The sequence below is a fragment of the Vibrio splendidus genome, from assembly GCF_002873455.1.
GTDB classification, from domain to species: domain Bacteria; phylum Pseudomonadota; class Gammaproteobacteria; order Enterobacterales; family Vibrionaceae; genus Vibrio; species Vibrio splendidus_J.
The window spans coordinates 219,022-235,568 of sequence record NZ_MCUN01000013.1; the positions used below are offsets into that span (position 1 = coordinate 219,022).

Here is a 16,547-nt window from a genome sequence, read left to right on the forward strand (position 1 = left end):
ATCAACAAGGCAGGATATTCCGCCTTGTTGAGTTAAGCGTATAAGTTCACTAAGAAGTTTGCGTCACGACAGTTATTGAACCTTAAAGCAAGCTGAGTTAAAAATTTCAGAACGATGCTTATTGAACAGATACAAAGACTGTTCATTCATCGCAATAGTGTAATCAATGGTCACTCCTTTATAACTGCTGTATTCTTGATTGATAATGGGGTCATGGAAAAGTGTCGCAGTTCTAACATCTAAGATACTCATCGACATATTGTTTCCATCAAGACCATAGTAACCAGAGTAAAGGTTTTCCATCGTCCCCTTCCGACCATCTTTCCCTGTAATCGTCACAAACTCTCTAATACTAAATGTTTGATCCGACTGAAAGGTAATACTCATGCGCTCGTAAAGCGATTGATACGGTTGGAATGACTCAGACAAGAAATCAGTTTTAATCGTTTTACAATGCCATCTTGTACCCGCCAAGACGTTTTGTTCCCACAAGAAACTTGCCGTTGTTATTGCCAATAGAATGAACAAGCCAATCAGTCGCAAAAGTTGGCCCTCTTTTCCATATACTGTGCAAAAGACTCAAAAGATGACTCTATATTGAAAATCGAGGCTCCGTAATTCAGCGCCTCGCCATTTTTCTTCTGAATCAACATATATAACGCGTCACTCTCAGGCTGGTCTACTGACGGGTAAATACGGACAAATACATCAACATTACAATGGCTAGGTATCACACCTATTAACTTTTGAGTAATTGCAGGCAACGCATAGGCTTCATTGTGAACAATATGGAAAAAGTAGTGGTTGGTACCACCTGTGACGTTGTCTCGATACTCTGTTTTATCAATAAAATAAGGCTGTGGCGTGGAGTAGGTTCGGAAAAGGTTAAATGCAGTCACGACTAAGCAAACCAGTGCGATCAGATAGCCCGCCTTAATGAGATAATCATTTGTTGCTGTTTTAGAAGATACTAGGCCAACAGTATTTTGAGCACAATTGGGGGCGATGGTTTGCTGAGAAGCAGAGGCGGGATCCGAAATAGCGACGGACTCAGTAACCGAAGGTGCCATAGGAAGCTCATCCATTGAAGCAGATGTTGAAACTAACAGCTCATCAGTTACTGACGACTGAGGCTCTAGCTTTGAATCGCTTGACTCGAGTACCTTTATCGTCGCTTGAGAAGATGCTATCTCAGTTATGTTGAACTTACTCGAGTCATCAATTTCAAGTGAATACCCTGTCTTGCTAACAGTACGAATCGTCGCGCAACCACAAGTTATCCTAGACAGTGTTTTTCGAATCTTTGAGATAACGTTAGTCAGAGCTTGCTCTGAAACAATGACATTACCCCAACACCTATCAAATATCAGACCTCGCTCGATGCACTCTCCGGCATTTTCAAGCAAGAATAGAAACACCTTACCTTCTAACGGCGCGATAGTTTCTACGTGGCCATCTTCACGCACAAACTGCCTAAGCAAGGGATCATAACTAGCATCGCATATTTGGTAGCTTTGTTGTTTCACTATCGTCTTCTAGGTTTGAATTCGGTCGCATATGATATTAAATAGTTTACAAATGACCAGTAAATTTTCCAATTTTCACGTAATTATTTCGCGACAAGAAATAACACTTTTATTTGTGTGGACAACCTTCTAAATGATCATTAACCATACCTGTCGCTTGCATAAACGCGTAACAGATTGTTTCACCTACAAACTTAAAACCTCTTTTTTTCAAAAACTTACTCATTGCCTTAGATCGTTCGGTAGAAGCGGGAACTTGAGACATCTCAGTCCAGTTGTTCTCTATCACCTTGTTATCGACAAATTGCCATAAAGCATTTGATAAAGACCCAAACTCTTTCTGGAGTTCAAGCGCTGCTCGAGCATTGCCGTATACAGAGGCTATCTTGCCCTTATGCTTAACCACATCGAAGTTTTCAATGATATAGGGCACGTTCTCTTCGTTCATCGCTGCAAGCTTATTGAGATCATAGTTATCAAACGCAGCACGATAGCCTTCACGCTTTTTGAGTATCGTAATCCAACTAAGACCAGCTTGAGCACCTTCTAAAGTAATGAACTCAAACAGAACTTGGTCATCATAAACAGGTACGCCCCACTCTGCGTCGTGATATTCCCTTTCTAATTCGTGCTTAAGTGCCCATGCACACGTTCTATCCGATGTATTCGCTTCCATTTTTACGGTCTCTTTTAATAATCGTGTATAAAAATAATGCCCCAATCTGGGGCATTATTTCAAAGGTTAATTAACGTTAAGCCACTTCAATTTTATGGAATAGGCGATACAGAACTGGCACTACGATTAGCGTCAATACGGTGGCAAAACCCAAACCAAACATGATGGTTACCGCCATCGGCTTGAAGAAGATATCAGGCAGTAACGGGATCATACCTAGAATCGTTGTAATCGCTGCCATACATACTGGGCGAACACGACTCAATGCTGCGTCAACTACCGCTACATAAGGGTCTTTACCTGATTTCATTTCAATCTCAATTTGATCAAGTAATACGATACCGTTCTTGAGTAGCATCCCGGATAAGCTCAAAAAGCCTAATAATGCCATAAATCCAAATGGTGTATTCAACGCTAACAAGCCCGTCGTTACCCCGATTAGCGCTAATGGAACCGTTAACCAAACAATCAGCGGCTCTTTGACCGAGTTGAACAAGAACACGGTAATCAAGAACATGAACAGGTAACCCATCGGCATCGTGGTAAACAGTGACGCTTGTGCATCAGCAGATGACTCATATTCACCACCCCACTCCAGTGAGTAGCCCGGTGGCATTTCAATCGCTTCAATCTGTGGTTGTAGGCGTTTCTGTAGAGTCGAAGCAGTTTCTTCACCCAACAAGTCATTATCGGCCATAACCGTCAACATACGTTTACGGTTTTTGCGGATGATAAGTGGATCTTCCCATTCCAACTCGTAACCCAAGGTCACTTGTTGCAGTGGGATATATTCACTTAATGCCGGGCTCCAGATCTTCATTCCTTCGATGTTACGGATGTCCACGCGCTCATCTTCGGGTAAACGAGCCACGATAGGCATCAGTGTAGTACCATCACGGTAAACACCAATTGCTTTCCCAGAGAAAGACATCGCTAAGAAATCATCAACGTCAGATTTGGTAATACCATAACGACGCGCTTGGCTTTCATTGAACTGAGGCTCCAAGACCTTAGTTCTTTCACGCCAATCGTGACGAACGTTAAACGCTCCATCATCGGCACGCATGATGTCCATAACCTGAGATGCTATTGAACGTAAAACCGTTGGATCAGAACCAACAATTCGCGCTTCAATTTTAGCACCGCCACCAGGACCTAATTCAATCTGCTTAAGTTTGTAATCGATCTCAGGGAACTGACCGTTTACATGTTCACGGAAACGCAGCATTAACCCTTCAAGCACTTCATAACTTTTCACACGAACCGTTATCTCGCCGTATGCGCTATAACTTTTCTCTGGCGCATAAGTCAGCATGAAACGTTGCAAACCTTTACCCGCCGTCGTGGTGATATGTTCAACTTCATCCTGCTCTGCTAACCAACTTTCAAGCACTTTAAGCTTAGTGTTGGTCGCTCGAATATCCGTACCTTCCGGCATCCAGACATCGACTTGGAACATCGGCGTTGTCGAAGATGGGAAAAAGGCTTGTTTTACAAAGCCAAAACCATAAACGCTCGCACCTAAACCAATCACCAGAACGAACATGGTTAGCCACGCACGCTTCATACAGAATTCAAGGAAGTTTTTATAGATAACAAAAACCATCCCGTTGTATGGGTCTTTGCCTTCGTTATCAGGATCAACCTTTTGTCCTCTGAAAAAGATATCGGCAAAAAACGGCGTGATCGAGATAGCAGTAAACCAACTCAGCATTAATGAAATCAATAGTACCGTGAACAAGGTGCCACAGTATTCGCCCGTTGAATCTTCAGACAAACCAATTGGAGCAAACGCGGTGACTGCAATCACCGTTGCGCCAAGCAGTGGCCATTTGGTTTGAGTCACGATATCAGTGGCGGCCTGCATCCGGGTTCGCCCCTTCTGCGTGCCGATCAATATCCCCTCCACCACCACAATGGCATTATCCACCAGCATACCCAAGGCAATAACCAACGCGCCCAGTGAAATACGTTGAAGATCGATTTTGAAGTACTGCATGAAAATGAAGGTGCCGAATACGGTCAATAACAGTATCAAACCAATCAACAGACCCGATCGTACTCCCATGAAGAACAGTAACACCACGATTACGATCGCAACCGCCTGCCCTAAACTCACCACAAATCCGCTTACCGACTTGTTTACCTCTTTAGGTTGGTTATAAACCTCGGAGATGTCGATACCGACGGGTTGTTGATATTTAAGCTCGGCGAGTCTTCGGTCAAAATCTTCCCCCACAGCGACCACGTTTACGCCTTGCGCAAAAGAGACCCCGAGGTTAAGTGCGAGCTTACCGTTGTAACCAATGATATTACTTGGCACTTCAACATAACCGCGAGTCACGTCAGCAACATCTTTTAAGTAGATAAGCCCTTGAGCGCCCCCTTCAGTAAGAATTAAATCACCTAATTGCTCAACATTCTTAAACTCGCCCGTTGGATGGATTCGTATGTATTCGTCACCTATTCTTACCGCTCCCGCATTTGAAACAACGTTTTGAGTCGATAGAAGGTTAAACACCGTGCTTGGAGACAGGCCCAGAGAGCTTATCCGTTTCATCGATATCTCAATGAACACTTGCTCTTGTTGTTGACCGGAAACCGAGACCTTGCTGACCCCATCAACCAACTCTAGTTCTCGCCTTAGGTAGTCAATGTAATCCAGCAGCTCTTTGTAGCTATAGCCATCACCCGTCACCGCCAGCAAAATACCGTAAACGTCACCGAAGTCATCGATGACTTGAGGATCATTCACCCCGGGCGGTAACTCCACCTTGAGATCATTTACTTTTCGGCGAAGCTCATCCCAGATTTGCGGAAGATCATCTGGGCCGTAGTTATTCTTCATCGTCACCGTTACCTGTGATAGGCCGCGGCTCGAGATAGAGTTAACTTCGTCCACATAGGTAAGTTGTTGAATCGCTTTTTCTAGTGGGTAAGTCACTTCTTCTTCGACTTGTTGAGGTGTGGCCCCTGGGTAAGAGGTCACAACCATCGCATCTTTGATGGTAAAGGCAGGATCTTCTAAACGACCCAAACCGAAAAAGGCAGAGACACCACCAATAAGAAAGATCAGAGATAGCATCCAGCTAATGACTTTGTTACGTATAAAGTAAGAAGCAACACCTGTGATCTGATCATCACCCTGTTGATCGTCATTTTGGGGCTTATTGTTTACTTCACTCATTGTTCGTCTCCTGAGACAATACTTCCACTGTCATCCCATCTCGCAATCGCGATACGCCTGCAACAACGACATGCTGCCCCATTTCTAATCCTTTCATGATCTGCAATGTTTTCTGATTCGCTTTTCCTAATACGACTTGCTGCTTCGCAACGGTATTGTCGTCATTAAGCACCCATACATAAGAGCTCTGGCGCGTTAAATCATCGCCATCCGCATTAAACACAGCTTCGATTGGAACAAGTACCCCAGCTTTTAAGTCCAAGCCGATATCTCGCCCATTTGACGTTACCTCAACGGCCATACCATCCAAAATCAAATCATCTTCCGGCATGGGTAGTACAAGCGTAACCGTGAACGTGCCCGTGCTTGGGTCAGGTTCAGTGGTGAACTCCTTAATACCCGCCGTGTATTCATTGCCACTTGGCACTCTTACCACAGCCTCAACATTCGATAACAGCTGTTCGCTAGGCTGATTCACGTATATTTGATCGGGCAGTTGAATCACCACCTCGACATCTTCAACGCTGTGAATATTCACAATTTGTTGACCAACCTGAATATTTTCATATTGGTCGACACTGACACGAGAAATGATCCCATCAACAGGGGCACGAAGCTTAGTGAACGACAAGCGCAGTTTTGCAAGCTCCAACTCGGCATAAGCGATCTGGCGTTGAGCAGCAATTTCATCAAACTGTGACTTCGCCAATAAACCTTTCTTCACTAGCGGACTTGAACGTCTGTATTGACTGTTAATTACCGTGTAACGCGCCTGCGCATTGTCGACATCCAGTTGATAATCGGTAGGGTCAAGCTCTGCAATGATGTCTCCTTGCGAAACACGTTCACCTTCTTTCACATCAAGCTTATTGATTTCACCAGCGATTCGAAAGCTGAGATGAGCTTTCTCGGCCGCGTTCGCTACTGCCGGGAAATAGAGTTTGTCGCTAAAGTCGATGACTGAAATCTCGATAGTTTTAACCAAGGGTGTGTTATTTACTTCTACAGCTTGTTTATCTTCACAAGCCGTAAGTAAAGCCAAACACGACAGTCCAGCGGCCACTTTGAGTGTTTTCATGTTATAGCCCCCTTTCCTTGATCCACTCTCGAACTTTAACGCCCGGTTCAAGACCATTGACACCAGAAGTTACGATACGATCGCCATCGTTCAGCCCTGAAACAATATGACGCTTTTCATCGATGATGATTGCGACATTTTCAACAATACCGTCGTTATTCACGCGCCACACAGAAACATCATCCCCATCGGTGATCATTGCTGATGTAGGGATTTTTGTTGCTGCCGCTAACGCTGAAACTAGATGAACTGTGCCAGACATACCTGGCAAAATGCCTACGTCGGTTGGTCTTTCCATTACCATAGTGACTTTGTACGAGCCTGTTTTAGGGTCGGCTTCTGTATCAACTTCTTGGAAGGTTAAAACGTAGGAGTTACCAGGGAAAGCATCAAAAACCATGGTTGCATCCGTCTCAAACCCTGAAGAAAAGCGCGTGATAAGTTGGTCGGGCAATAAGAATACGACTTTGAGAATTTGATTCGTTTGAATATTCATCACACCTTGTTTGGCTGCGATATATTCATGGTTTTCAGCAGGAATGATAGAAATGGTACCATCGTAAGGCGCAACCAAAGTGGTATAGCGTAGGTTCGCTTTTGCTTGGTTAAGCACCGCTTTGGCAGAATTATGATTGGCTTTCGCTTGGTCGAAGTCTTGCTCAGATACGACGCGGTCTTTACGCAGCTTAATTGAACGTTGGTATTGAACATCGGCAAGCTTGAAGTTGGCTCTCGCTTGCTTCTCTAACAACTGATATTCATCAGGATTAAGCGTTGCAAGCCCATCACCTTTGGTAACCTGTTGACCAGATGTGACATCGATAGTCTGAAGTAACCCTGGAACACGAAATGCCAGTACTGCTTTGTCACCGGCTTCGGTGGTGGCCGGGAAACTACGTTCAAAGGCATTGCTGCCAACGGAAACAGTGAAGAGTTTGGCGGGTCTAGATTCAGGTTCAGGTACTGGAGGAAGCTCCTTACCACACCCAGACAACCCAGCTAGGGCAGTCAAAAGGACAACGGAGGCTCTATACATTGGTGATCATCCATATCTACAAATATTTTTATAACATAGATTAATCACATGTAACTTACCAGTTATCGTAGGATTTATTTAGACAAAATTATTAAAAAAAATAACGGCTTGGAATAAATTCTTCTAAACCGTTATCTAATGTTTTTCAGGTTTAACGTTACATGTTCTTAAATGCACGGTCGACTTTGAAAGTATCTGAAGTCACATAAGCTTCCATGTTGCGAACACTGGTCTCTAACTTCTGGAAATCACCCTCTAAAGTGCCCAGTAAAGACTCTGCAGTTTGCCCTTTTTCCCAAGGCTTTTGCTTCAGCGTGTGCTCTTGTTTGGCTTTCATCTGATCGACATACTGAGGTGGTTGTTTTTCAAGCATAAATGTCAAAGCTAAATACGCTAATAACACCAAAAAGCTACCACCAAGCAGTGCCGCCGAAATAACCAAGATGCGAACTAACCACACTTCAAGGCCAAAGTAGTTCGCTAATCCTGCACACACGCCAGACAGCTTACCGTTAATCGGATCGCGATACAGTTCTCTACTCATAGTTTCGTCTCCAGTTAGGCGACTCCGCATCCAGTATTTTTTCTAGCGTTTTCACTCGGTCTTGCATAGATTCGGCTTGCTCAGAAAGCTTATGCAAGCGCTCAAGATCCGTTTCTGAAAGACCATTACTGGATTTCTTCTTGCTGCGGTAATGTAAGAATAACCATAGCGGTGCCACGAAGATTAAAAAGACAATCAGCGGACCTGCAATTAGAAATGTTGACATAGACAACTCCTAAATTATTTATCGCGGTTTTCAACTTGTTGCTTCAGTTTCGCCAGCTCTTTTTCAATTTCATCTTGAGCTTGTAACTCTGCAAACTCTTGGTCTAAAGATTTTGCGTTACCTGTTTTCGCGTAAACGTCCGCTTCGGCTTCTAATTCATCCACTTTACGCGAGAATTGTTCAAACTTCGCCATAGCTTCGTTGGTTTTGCTTGAATGCAGATGTTTTTGAACATCACGACGGTTGCTCGCTGCATTGTTACGAATCATCAATGCTTGTTGCTTTGCGCGAGTTTCTACGATTTTAGTTTCGAGCTTACCAATCTCACTGGTCAGCTTTTCGATAGTTTCGTGAACCAAGGTTTGCTCTGTGTGAAGGCTCTTAATGATGTCTTCAAGTTTTTGCTTTTCGATTAGCGCCGCTCTAGCTAGATCTTCACGTTGCTTAGTCAGTGCTAGTGTCGCTTTATTTTGCCAATCTAGAATCTGAGTTTCGATAGCTTCAACTTTACGCGCTAGCTCTTTTTTATCTGCGATAGCTTTAGCTGAGTTAGTGCGAACCTCAACCAGCGTATCTTCCATTTCTTGGATAATCAGGCGAATCATCTTTTCAGGATCTTCAGCCTTGTCTAAAAGTGCGCTGATGTTGGAATTTACAATGTCTGCAAAGCGAGAAAAAATACCCATGAGGAACTCCTTAATTACAATGATGGCAAATGCGCTTTAAAACGTTTTTCGATCTCTCAATCCACTTGCTCAAAAATTCACGTTTGTTGTTAAACCTACCATAAGTAATCCAAGTAGCGTGCCAACTTTTAAGACATTGTTTATCAGTCACTTACAATAAAATGGTGATTAACCTGAACCATGCTATGATGAATTTAGCCAAGTATTGGTATTTTTCACCACTACAACTCTTTTACTTAAGCTATTTACGTTAAGTAATTTAAATAAGCTCTCTTAAATTACGGCCATCGGCGCTCAAGTCACACAAGGACCCGCTATGCAGCAGAACCTCATTGGTGAATCACCTAGCTTTCTTTCCGTTTTAGATAAAGTGTCTCAACTCGCACCAATCGAAAGACCGATTTTGATCATAGGAGAGCGTGGAACGGGTAAAGAGCTAATAGCTCAAAGGCTGCATTACCTTTCAAGGCGATGGGATCAGCCGTTGATCTCACTTAACTGCTCAACACTCAGCGAAGGGTTGATAGATTCAGAGTTGTTTGGTCATGAGTCTGGTTCCTTTACTGGTTCGAAAGGTCGTCATCAAGGTCGATTTGAAAGGGCTGAAGGCGGAACACTGTTTCTTGATGAGCTCGCGACCACTCCCCTTTCCGTTCAAGAGAAGCTATTACGTGTTATTGAATACGGGCAATATGAACGTGTCGGCGGACAAAAAGCTCTAAGTGCCAACGTAAGACTGGTTTGCGCGACCAACGCTGACTTGCCAGATATGGCATTAAGGGGCGAATTCAGAGCCGATTTATTAGATAGACTGGCGTTTGACGTAATTACTATCCCTCCTCTTCGAGAACGAAAAGAAGACATCACGCTGCTAGCGGAATACTATGCTATTAAGATGTGCCGTGAATTAGAATTGGAGCTGTTTGTCGGTTTTGCTCCGTCTGCCGTTGAAGCACTGTTGGATTATTCATGGCCAGGGAATGTGCGAGAACTCAAGAACGTTATTGAGCGCGCCGTCTATCAGCATGGCAAAGATCCATATCCCATTGAATCTTTAGTGTTTAACCCATTTAAACCCGCATGGAAAATAGATCAAGATTCCACGCTGGAAATTGGCAATGAGCCTTCCAACAGCCATACTTCATCAGAGAGCTCGTCTTCTTTGCCGCTTGATTACAAAGCATGGCAAGAACAACAGGACATCAAGCTACTCAATCAAGCCCTAAAACAGAGCAAGTACAACCAGAAACAAGCCGCAGAATTACTTGGATTAACATACAACCAATTACGTGGAATGGTGAGGAAGTACGCGATTGTCGGACAAGCTAACGATAAATAGCTGTCTACACTTGATTATTATTTGGAGCCGAATAAATAAAATGTTAAATTGTCCGGATCTTGAGGCTCCTCTAACGCCTCGTTTCGAAAAGTATTTCTTTTTATGAAAGCACTAATAAGACTATCACTGAGCATCTGCACGCTGAGCTTTTTAGCTGGATGTGGTGAGAGTGTGAATCACGAGCAAATTCGTGAAAAAGGCTTCATTTATTGCGGCCAAGGTAATCCTAGCACCTTCAACCCACAACTGGTTGATAGTGGCATTACCTCAGAATCGCTGAGCCCTCAGATTTTCGATACACTGCTTACTCTCGATCCAATGACTTACCGACCAAAACAGAACTTGGCAACAAGCTGGTCTGTCGATGAATCGGGTACAGAGTACACTTTCAAACTGCGCCCTAATGTTGCGTTCCAAACCACAGACTGGTTTACCCCAACTCGCAGTATGAATGCACATGATGTGGTCTTTAGTTTTGATCGAATCATTGATAGTTCAAACCCGTTTCATTATGTAGGCGGCGGCCTATACCCATGGTTTGCCGGTATCGACTTCCAAAACCTGATCGTCGATATCACTGCGGTTGATGACCTAACGGTGAAATTCCATTTAAGTCGTCCAGACAATTCGTTTCTCAACAATATCGCCACCAGCTATGCGGTCATTCATTCTAAAGAATATGCCAATAAACTCATTGCTGCGGATGAGAAGAATGAAATGGACTCCAAGCCCGTTGGCACAGGTCCTTTCTACTTAGATGAATACCAAATCAATGATCTAGTACGCTTGAAAAAGAACAAGCACTATTGGAAGGGTGAAGTAGAAATGGATCAAGTTGTGTTTGATACTTCACAACGTGGGACGGGGACTCTTGCCAAGCTACTACGTAGTGAATGTGATGTGTTGAACTCACCGATTTCTAGTCAGATTCCTATTATTCAAGCTCATGAAGAGTTGAAGATTTCCGCCACGCCTGCGGTTAATGTGTCTTTCATCGCACTGAACACTGAGCACCCCGCACTACGTGACTCACGAGTGCGCAAAGCATTGAACTTGGCTATCAATCGTCAGAACATTCTTGATTCTGTGTACTACGGTACAGGCACAAAAGCCTACACCTTACTCCCTCCTACTTCTTGGGCTTATCAAAAAGACAGCGTTCAAGTTCGTTACGACCGAAACTACGCGGTTGCGCTTCTAAAAGAAGCAGGCGTCGAACCGGGATTAGAACTTTCAATGTGGGTGCCATTGGAGCCAAGAGCTTACAACCCAAGCCCAAGAAAAACAGCAGAGTTAATCCAAGCAAATTTAGCTGATATTGGTATCGAACTTAAGCTCTATACTGACGACCGATTTGATCGTACACAGCTGTCATCAATTTCCTCCACAGACTTATTACTCACAGGTTGGATCGGCAACACGGGCGATCCAGACAACTTCTTACGTCCGCTTCTCTCATGCAGCTCAGAACGCGCGGGATTAAACGTCTCTATGTGGTGTAATTCAGACTTTGATTTCCTTCTCGACTTGGCATTGGAAATCAATCAACAAAGGCATCGCGTGAATCTGTATCGACAAGCCCAAAACATATTGAATGAAGAGGTTCCTGTGATTCCTCTCGCTCATGGCGTGCAATTTCGCGTGCACGATCGTTCGCTAACAGGCTTCAAACAGAGCCCATTCAATGCCCAACCTTTTGATCAAGTCAGAAGAGAGGTGCGGTGATGTTTTGGTATACCTTAAGACGTGTAAACTTATTCATTATTACTCTGGGGATTCTGACTTTAGTTGGCTTCGCTCTGCTTCGATTAGATCAAACCTCACCTTGGGCGATTCAAGATTTTTGGCCCGGTTGGCTTAGCTATATCACAGAATTATCGACACTGAACTTTGGCTTGAGCAAACAAGGGGCGCCTATCATCGATGAGCTTGTCGTGGTATTCCCTGCAACGTTAGAACTGTGTTTCTTTGCCTTTGTTCTGGCTCTGTTTATCGGTATTCCTTTCGGCACGATTGCAGGTATGAGACAAGGCAAGTTTGTCGATACAACAATATCGTTTACTTCAATGGCTGGTTACTCTGCGCCTATATTTTGGGTCGCATTACTAATGATCATGGTGTTTTCGTTGCACTTTGAGATGTTCCCTGTTGGTGGCCGATACGATCTACTTTATGAAATTGAGCACGTCACAGGCTTCGCTATGATTGATGCTTTTTTTGCCGAAGGTCGTTACCGAGCGCACGCATTGCAAAGTGTTATCGAGCATATGGCGTTACCGTGTCTTGTTTTAGCACTAGCCCCCACGACTCAGGTAATTCGACTGATGAGAGCGTCAGTGGCTGAAGTGATGACTCAAAACTACATCCGCGCCGCACGAATTAAAGGTCTTTCAACAAGAGAGATCGTCACGCAGCACGTGTTAAGAAATGCGATACCACCAATTATTCCAAAGGTTGGCGTTCAACTATCCAGTATGTTAACGCTCGCTATCATTACCGAGTCTATTTTTAACTGGCCGGGTATTGGCCGCTGGTTGTTGGATGCTTTATCTAATCAAGATTACGTTTCAATTCAAGCTGGCGTAATTGTGGTAGCAACCTTGGTTTTGACCGCAAACATTCTGTCCGATCTACTGGGCGCGATGGTCAATCCACTGGTAAGGAAGGAATGGTATGCTAACAAATAACGTCTACCAAGAAGAACAGATTCCAACCCAGTTCGAGCGTTTCTGGCGCAGTTTCCGTGGCAATAATCTCGCTATGTTTGGACTATGGTGTTTGGTCTTGATCATACTGATCACCGTCACTTCACCATGGCTAGCACCGCATGATGCTCAAGAACAAACGGGGCACCTGTTGACCCCACCCTCTTGGGATCCTTCAGGTACGGTTGAGTATTTCTTAGGTACCGATGACTTAGGCCGAGATATTCTTTCTCGTCTGATTATCGGCTCTCAGCTGACGTTTGGTGCGGCGGTTGTGATTACCTTTATCGCAGCAGTCATTGGTTGCCTTATTGGCGTACTTGCAGGAATGACTCGAGGATTACTATCAAGCACGCTAAACCACCTGCTTGATACCGTTATGTCGATTCCGTCTCTGTTACTAGCCATTATTTTCGTAGCGTTTCTTGGTTTTGGCGAGTTTAATATCTTACTTGCCTTGTGTTTGGCATTGATTCCACGCTTTATTCGTTCGGTATACATTGCCGTGCACGCTGAGGTAGAAAAAGACTATATTTTGGCTTCTCGCCTCGATGGTGCGAACGACTTCTACCTGTTATGGAATTCAATCCTTCCTAATATTCTTACCGTGGTGGCACTTGAAATTACACTGGCATTGTCAGTCGCAATTCTTGATATCACGGCTTTGGGTTTCTTAGGGCTTGGCGCTCAAGCACCAAGTACCGAATGGGGCTCAATTTTGGGTGACTCTGTAGAGCTGATTTACCTTGCGCCATGGACAGTAACCCTACCCGGCTTAGCCATTATGTTTACAGTGATCGTGATTAACCTTGTCGGTGAAGGTGTTCGCCAAGCGCTAAATGCAGGAATCGAATAATGCCTTTACTTGATATTCGACATCTAACCATCGAGATTGAGACCCCTCAAGGGATGGTTAAAGCCGTCGATCGAATGAGTATTACCCTCAATGAAGGGGAAATTCGCGGCTTAGTAGGTGAATCAGGCTCTGGCAAAAGCTTGGTTGCAAAAGCGATTGTTGGGGTTTGTAAAGAAAACTGGAAAGTATCTGCAGACCGAATGCGCCTTGGTAATATCGACCTCCTGCAACTGACACCCAAAGAACGACGCCGAGTCATTGCTCGTGATATCGCGATGATCTTCCAAGAGCCGTCCTCCTGTCTTGATCCATCTGAAAAAGTCGGCCACCAACTGATCGAAGCGATTCCTTCATATTCGTTTGAAGGTCGATGGTGGCAGAGGTTCAAATGGCGTAAGAAGCAGGCCATCGCTCTACTGCACAAAGTCGGTATTAAAGATCACTCTCGTCTTATGGACAGTTACTCCTATGAGTTAACCGATGGTGAGTGTCAAAAAGTCATGATCGCTATGGCGATCGCAGCCAAGCCAAAAGTCTTGATCGCTGATGAGCCAACCAATGATCTAGACCCGATTACACAGTCTCAAATATTGCGCCTGTTGAGTCGTATGAATCAGATCAATAACACAACTATCGTGCTGATCGGCCATGACTTAACCACCATTACCCAATGGGCAACTCGCATTACCGTTATGTATTGTGGTCAGTCTGTAGAATCAGCGGATACGCAGAAGTTGTTGGATACACCTAAACACCCATATACTGTTGCTCTGCTAAAAGCGATGCCAGATTTTAACGACTGGATTCCCCACAAAGAGAAACTGCAATCTTTGCCAGGGTCAATTCCTCCGCTACAACACCTCCCTATTGGCTGTCGATTGGGCCCTCGCTGTCCATATGCACAAAGGCAATGTGTTGAGATTCCTTATACCAAACGTATCAAAAACCATAAATTCAATTGTCACTTCCCTCTTAATATGGAGAAGAAAAAGAAATCATGAGTGCCTTATTACAAGTCATTGATTTATCTAAAGACTTTACGACTCGTTCTGGTCTTTTCCGTAAAAAGATTCATCAAGCAGTGAAGCCGGTAAGCTTTTCGCTTGAGGCTGGACAGACGATTGGTTTTATCGGTCAAAATGGTTCAGGAAAATCAACATTAGCAAGAATGCTAGCGGGCATGGTAGAGCCAACTGCGGGCGAAATTCGTGTAAACGGTGAAAAGCTAGAACACAAAGACTACTCGACTCGCTGTAAGCTGATTCGAATGATCTTCCAAGATCCGAACACATCGCTTAACCCGCGCATTCAGATTGGTCGAATTCTTGAAGGTCCGTTGAAGCGAAACACCAATATGCCACCAGAAGCCCGTATGCGTCGTGTGAAAGACACGCTATTACGTGTCGGCCTTCTACCAGAGCATGCGTATTTCTACCCTCAAATGCTTGCTGCAGGCCAGAAACAAAGGGTTTGTTTGGCTCGAGCACTGATACTTCAACCATCTATCATTGTGGCAGATGAAGCGTTAAATGGTTTGGACATGGCGATGCGTTCTCAAATCATCAACCTGTTCTTAGAACTGCAAGAAGAGATGGGGGTATCGTTCGTGTACGTATCACAACATATTGGGATCGTTAAGCACATCACCGATAAAATCATCGTTATGCATGAAGGTAACGTGGTTGAAGCCGGAGAGACACATGAAGTGTTAACTAATCCAAGCCATCAGATCACACAAAGATTGGTGGAAAGCCATTTCTTCAAAGCACCGAACCATAGCCTGTAGCCTCACCCATCACTATAAGAAATAGAGTTGGAAGGGAAGCTTCAATGTTGATCTCAAGGAGGAGAAACGCGTGCTGATACGAACTTCAATTTTCACACCGCCCTTTTTGTCTATACGGCTCTTGTTAACATTGCTTTCTTTCAACGTTGCAAGCACCCCACTGACTTGGCTTGATAAAACGTTTGTCGAAAATGCATTTTATGATGTGGCACTGAGACACGAATATTCACAAGGCAACAAGCCGCTCGCTAAATGGAAACAACCGATCAAGATATGGGTTGATCATCAAGTGGACGATGAAGAATTGCATCAAGAGCTCACAGAGCTTCATCTCCAACACTTAGCCGAAATAACCCAACACCCGATAACAATCGTCAACAAAGAGTCTGAAGCGAACGTAAAATGGATATACACGAGGCAAAGTCAATGGATACCTGAAGCGAAATCGGTCCTCAAGCTCAAATCCACTCAGCATTTAAACAACGCTATCTGTACGGCAGGTTATCGAACCAACTCTAAAGGTGAGATTGTTTACGCCGGAATTGTTATTCCAGTGGATCAAGCAAGGTCGAGAGGCAAGCTCGTTGCGTGTATCGTAGAAGAGATCACACAGGTTCTAGGCCTGCCGAATGATTCAGATAAAGCCTATCCTTCTATTTTCAACGACCACACGCCAGAAGACTTGTTATCGCCCTTAGATGTGGTGCTACTGCAACTACTGTATGAACCAGAATTGAAAGCTGGAATGACAAAATCTGAAGTAAAACCTATCGTTCGAAAGGTACTCAAGGGATACAGCGAAACAGGTGTGCTTCAACAAGCGTCCACAGAAGCGCAGCAGGCGCCTTTGTATCAACTGATTGGGTATTGACGAAAATACGTTGGGAAGCAGCTTAGAAGGG

At 44.2% G+C, this 16,547-nt stretch carries 16 protein-coding genes; 7 read left to right on the forward strand and 9 right to left on the reverse strand.

Annotated elements, in window-relative coordinates:
• Positions 1 to 72: 72 nt before the first annotated feature.
• From BCU75_RS13715 to pspA, 9 genes are all read right to left on the reverse strand, one after another.
• Positions 73 to 543 carry a hypothetical protein gene (locus BCU75_RS13715; protein WP_076676565.1) on the reverse strand — a complete coding sequence of 157 codons (471 nt, stop codon included), beginning with the start codon at positions 541 to 543 and terminating at the stop codon, positions 73 to 75.
• Positions 534 to 1,526, reverse strand: a complete 993-nt coding sequence (locus tag BCU75_RS13720) for a winged helix-turn-helix domain-containing protein (RefSeq protein ID WP_102474190.1) — start codon at positions 1,524 to 1,526, stop codon at positions 534 to 536. Before BCU75_RS13720 ends, BCU75_RS13715 begins: the two co-directional genes overlap by 10 nt.
• A 109-nt stretch (positions 1,527 to 1,635) precedes the next feature.
• Positions 1,636 to 2,202, reverse strand: coding sequence for a DNA-3-methyladenine glycosylase I (locus tag BCU75_RS13725; protein ID WP_102474191.1), 567 nt, complete (start codon positions 2,200 to 2,202; stop codon positions 1,636 to 1,638).
• A gap of 76 nt (positions 2,203 to 2,278) precedes the next feature.
• Complete coding sequence (locus BCU75_RS13730) at positions 2,279 to 5,389, reverse strand: efflux RND transporter permease subunit (RefSeq protein ID WP_102474192.1); 3,111 nt, start codon at positions 5,387 to 5,389, stop codon at positions 2,279 to 2,281.
• A complete protein-coding gene (locus BCU75_RS13735) occupies positions 5,382 to 6,467 on the reverse strand; it encodes an efflux RND transporter periplasmic adaptor subunit (RefSeq protein ID WP_102474193.1) in 1,086 nt (361 codons plus the stop codon). Before BCU75_RS13735 ends, BCU75_RS13730 begins: the two co-directional genes overlap by 8 nt.
• Before the next feature lies 1 nt (position 6,468).
• Positions 6,469 to 7,503: an efflux RND transporter periplasmic adaptor subunit gene (locus tag BCU75_RS13740; protein WP_076676579.1), complete on the reverse strand. Its 1,035-nt coding sequence runs from the start codon at positions 7,501 to 7,503 to the stop codon at positions 6,469 to 6,471.
• A 157-nt stretch (positions 7,504 to 7,660) separates the two neighbouring features.
• Positions 7,661 to 8,047, reverse strand: coding sequence for an envelope stress response membrane protein PspC (gene pspC / locus BCU75_RS13745; RefSeq protein ID WP_029405178.1), 387 nt, complete (start codon positions 8,045 to 8,047; stop codon positions 7,661 to 7,663).
• Positions 8,040 to 8,273, reverse strand: coding sequence for an envelope stress response membrane protein PspB (gene pspB, locus BCU75_RS13750; protein ID WP_076676585.1), 234 nt, complete (start codon positions 8,271 to 8,273; stop codon positions 8,040 to 8,042). The genes pspC and pspB overlap by 8 nt, the downstream gene beginning before the upstream one ends.
• 14 nt (positions 8,274 to 8,287) lie before the next feature.
• Complete coding sequence (pspA, locus tag BCU75_RS13755; protein WP_076676587.1) at positions 8,288 to 8,959, reverse strand: phage shock protein PspA; 672 nt, start codon at positions 8,957 to 8,959, stop codon at positions 8,288 to 8,290.
• 316 nt (positions 8,960 to 9,275) lie between these two features.
• On the opposite strand from pspA, the gene pspF reads away from it, so the two are divergent.
• From pspF to BCU75_RS13790, 7 genes are all read left to right on the forward strand, one after another.
• The gene (pspF, locus tag BCU75_RS13760) at positions 9,276 to 10,298 is read left to right on the forward strand and encodes a phage shock protein operon transcriptional activator (protein WP_102474194.1); all 1,023 of its coding nucleotides are present in this window, start codon (positions 9,276 to 9,278) and stop codon (positions 10,296 to 10,298) included.
• Between the two features lie 102 nt (positions 10,299 to 10,400).
• Positions 10,401 to 12,023 carry an ABC transporter substrate-binding protein SapA gene (sapA, locus tag BCU75_RS13765; RefSeq protein ID WP_102474195.1) on the forward strand — a complete coding sequence of 541 codons (1,623 nt, stop codon included), beginning with the start codon at positions 10,401 to 10,403 and terminating at the stop codon, positions 12,021 to 12,023.
• Positions 12,023 to 12,985, forward strand: a complete 963-nt coding sequence (locus tag BCU75_RS13770) for an ABC transporter permease (protein ID WP_076676592.1) — start codon at positions 12,023 to 12,025, stop codon at positions 12,983 to 12,985. The genes sapA and BCU75_RS13770 overlap by 1 nt, the downstream gene beginning before the upstream one ends.
• Complete coding sequence (gene sapC, locus BCU75_RS13775; RefSeq protein WP_076676593.1) at positions 12,972 to 13,859, forward strand: putrescine export ABC transporter permease SapC; 888 nt, start codon at positions 12,972 to 12,974, stop codon at positions 13,857 to 13,859. Before BCU75_RS13770 ends, sapC begins: the two co-directional genes overlap by 14 nt.
• Complete coding sequence (locus BCU75_RS13780) at positions 13,859 to 14,860, forward strand: peptide ABC transporter ATP-binding protein (protein WP_076676594.1); 1,002 nt, start codon at positions 13,859 to 13,861, stop codon at positions 14,858 to 14,860. The genes sapC and BCU75_RS13780 overlap by 1 nt, the downstream gene beginning before the upstream one ends.
• Positions 14,857 to 15,645 carry a peptide ABC transporter ATP-binding protein gene (locus BCU75_RS13785; RefSeq protein ID WP_102474196.1) on the forward strand — a complete coding sequence of 263 codons (789 nt, stop codon included), beginning with the start codon at positions 14,857 to 14,859 and terminating at the stop codon, positions 15,643 to 15,645. The genes BCU75_RS13780 and BCU75_RS13785 overlap by 4 nt, the downstream gene beginning before the upstream one ends.
• A 70-nt stretch (positions 15,646 to 15,715) precedes the next feature.
• Positions 15,716 to 16,516 (forward strand): DUF2927 domain-containing protein, encoded by an 801-nt coding sequence (locus BCU75_RS13790; protein WP_241905379.1) that lies wholly within the window; start codon positions 15,716 to 15,718, stop codon positions 16,514 to 16,516.
• Positions 16,517 to 16,547: the final 31 nt, after the last annotated feature.

Bases quoted from the DNA above. Each gene is read 5' to 3' on its own strand.
- BCU75_RS13740 (WP_076676579.1), bottom strand. From the start codon at position 7,503: ATGTATAGAGCCTCCGTTGTCCTTTTGACTGCCCTAGCTGGGTTGTCT.
- BCU75_RS13725 (WP_102474191.1), bottom strand. From the start codon at position 2,202: ATGGAAGCGAATACATCGGATAGAACGTGTGCATGGGCACTTAAGCAC.
- sapC (WP_076676593.1), top strand. From the start codon at position 12,972: ATGCTAACAAATAACGTCTACCAAGAAGAACAGATTCCAACCCAGTTC.
- BCU75_RS13735 (WP_102474193.1), bottom strand. From the start codon at position 6,467: ATGAAAACACTCAAAGTGGCCGCTGGACTGTCGTGTTTGGCTTTACTT.
- pspF (WP_102474194.1), top strand. From the start codon at position 9,276: ATGCAGCAGAACCTCATTGGTGAATCACCTAGCTTTCTTTCCGTTTTA.
- sapA (WP_102474195.1), top strand. From the start codon at position 10,401: ATGAAAGCACTAATAAGACTATCACTGAGCATCTGCACGCTGAGCTTT.
- BCU75_RS13780 (WP_076676594.1), top strand. From the start codon at position 13,859: ATGCCTTTACTTGATATTCGACATCTAACCATCGAGATTGAGACCCCT.
- BCU75_RS13785 (WP_102474196.1), top strand. From the start codon at position 14,857: ATGAGTGCCTTATTACAAGTCATTGATTTATCTAAAGACTTTACGACT.
- pspA (WP_076676587.1), bottom strand. From the start codon at position 8,959: ATGGGTATTTTTTCTCGCTTTGCAGACATTGTAAATTCCAACATCAGC.
- pspC (WP_029405178.1), bottom strand. From the start codon at position 8,047: ATGAGTAGAGAACTGTATCGCGATCCGATTAACGGTAAGCTGTCTGGC.
- BCU75_RS13730 (WP_102474192.1), bottom strand. From the start codon at position 5,389: ATGAGTGAAGTAAACAATAAGCCCCAAAATGACGATCAACAGGGTGAT.
- BCU75_RS13770 (WP_076676592.1), top strand. From the start codon at position 12,023: ATGTTTTGGTATACCTTAAGACGTGTAAACTTATTCATTATTACTCTG.
- pspB (WP_076676585.1), bottom strand. From the start codon at position 8,273: ATGTCAACATTTCTAATTGCAGGTCCGCTGATTGTCTTTTTAATCTTC.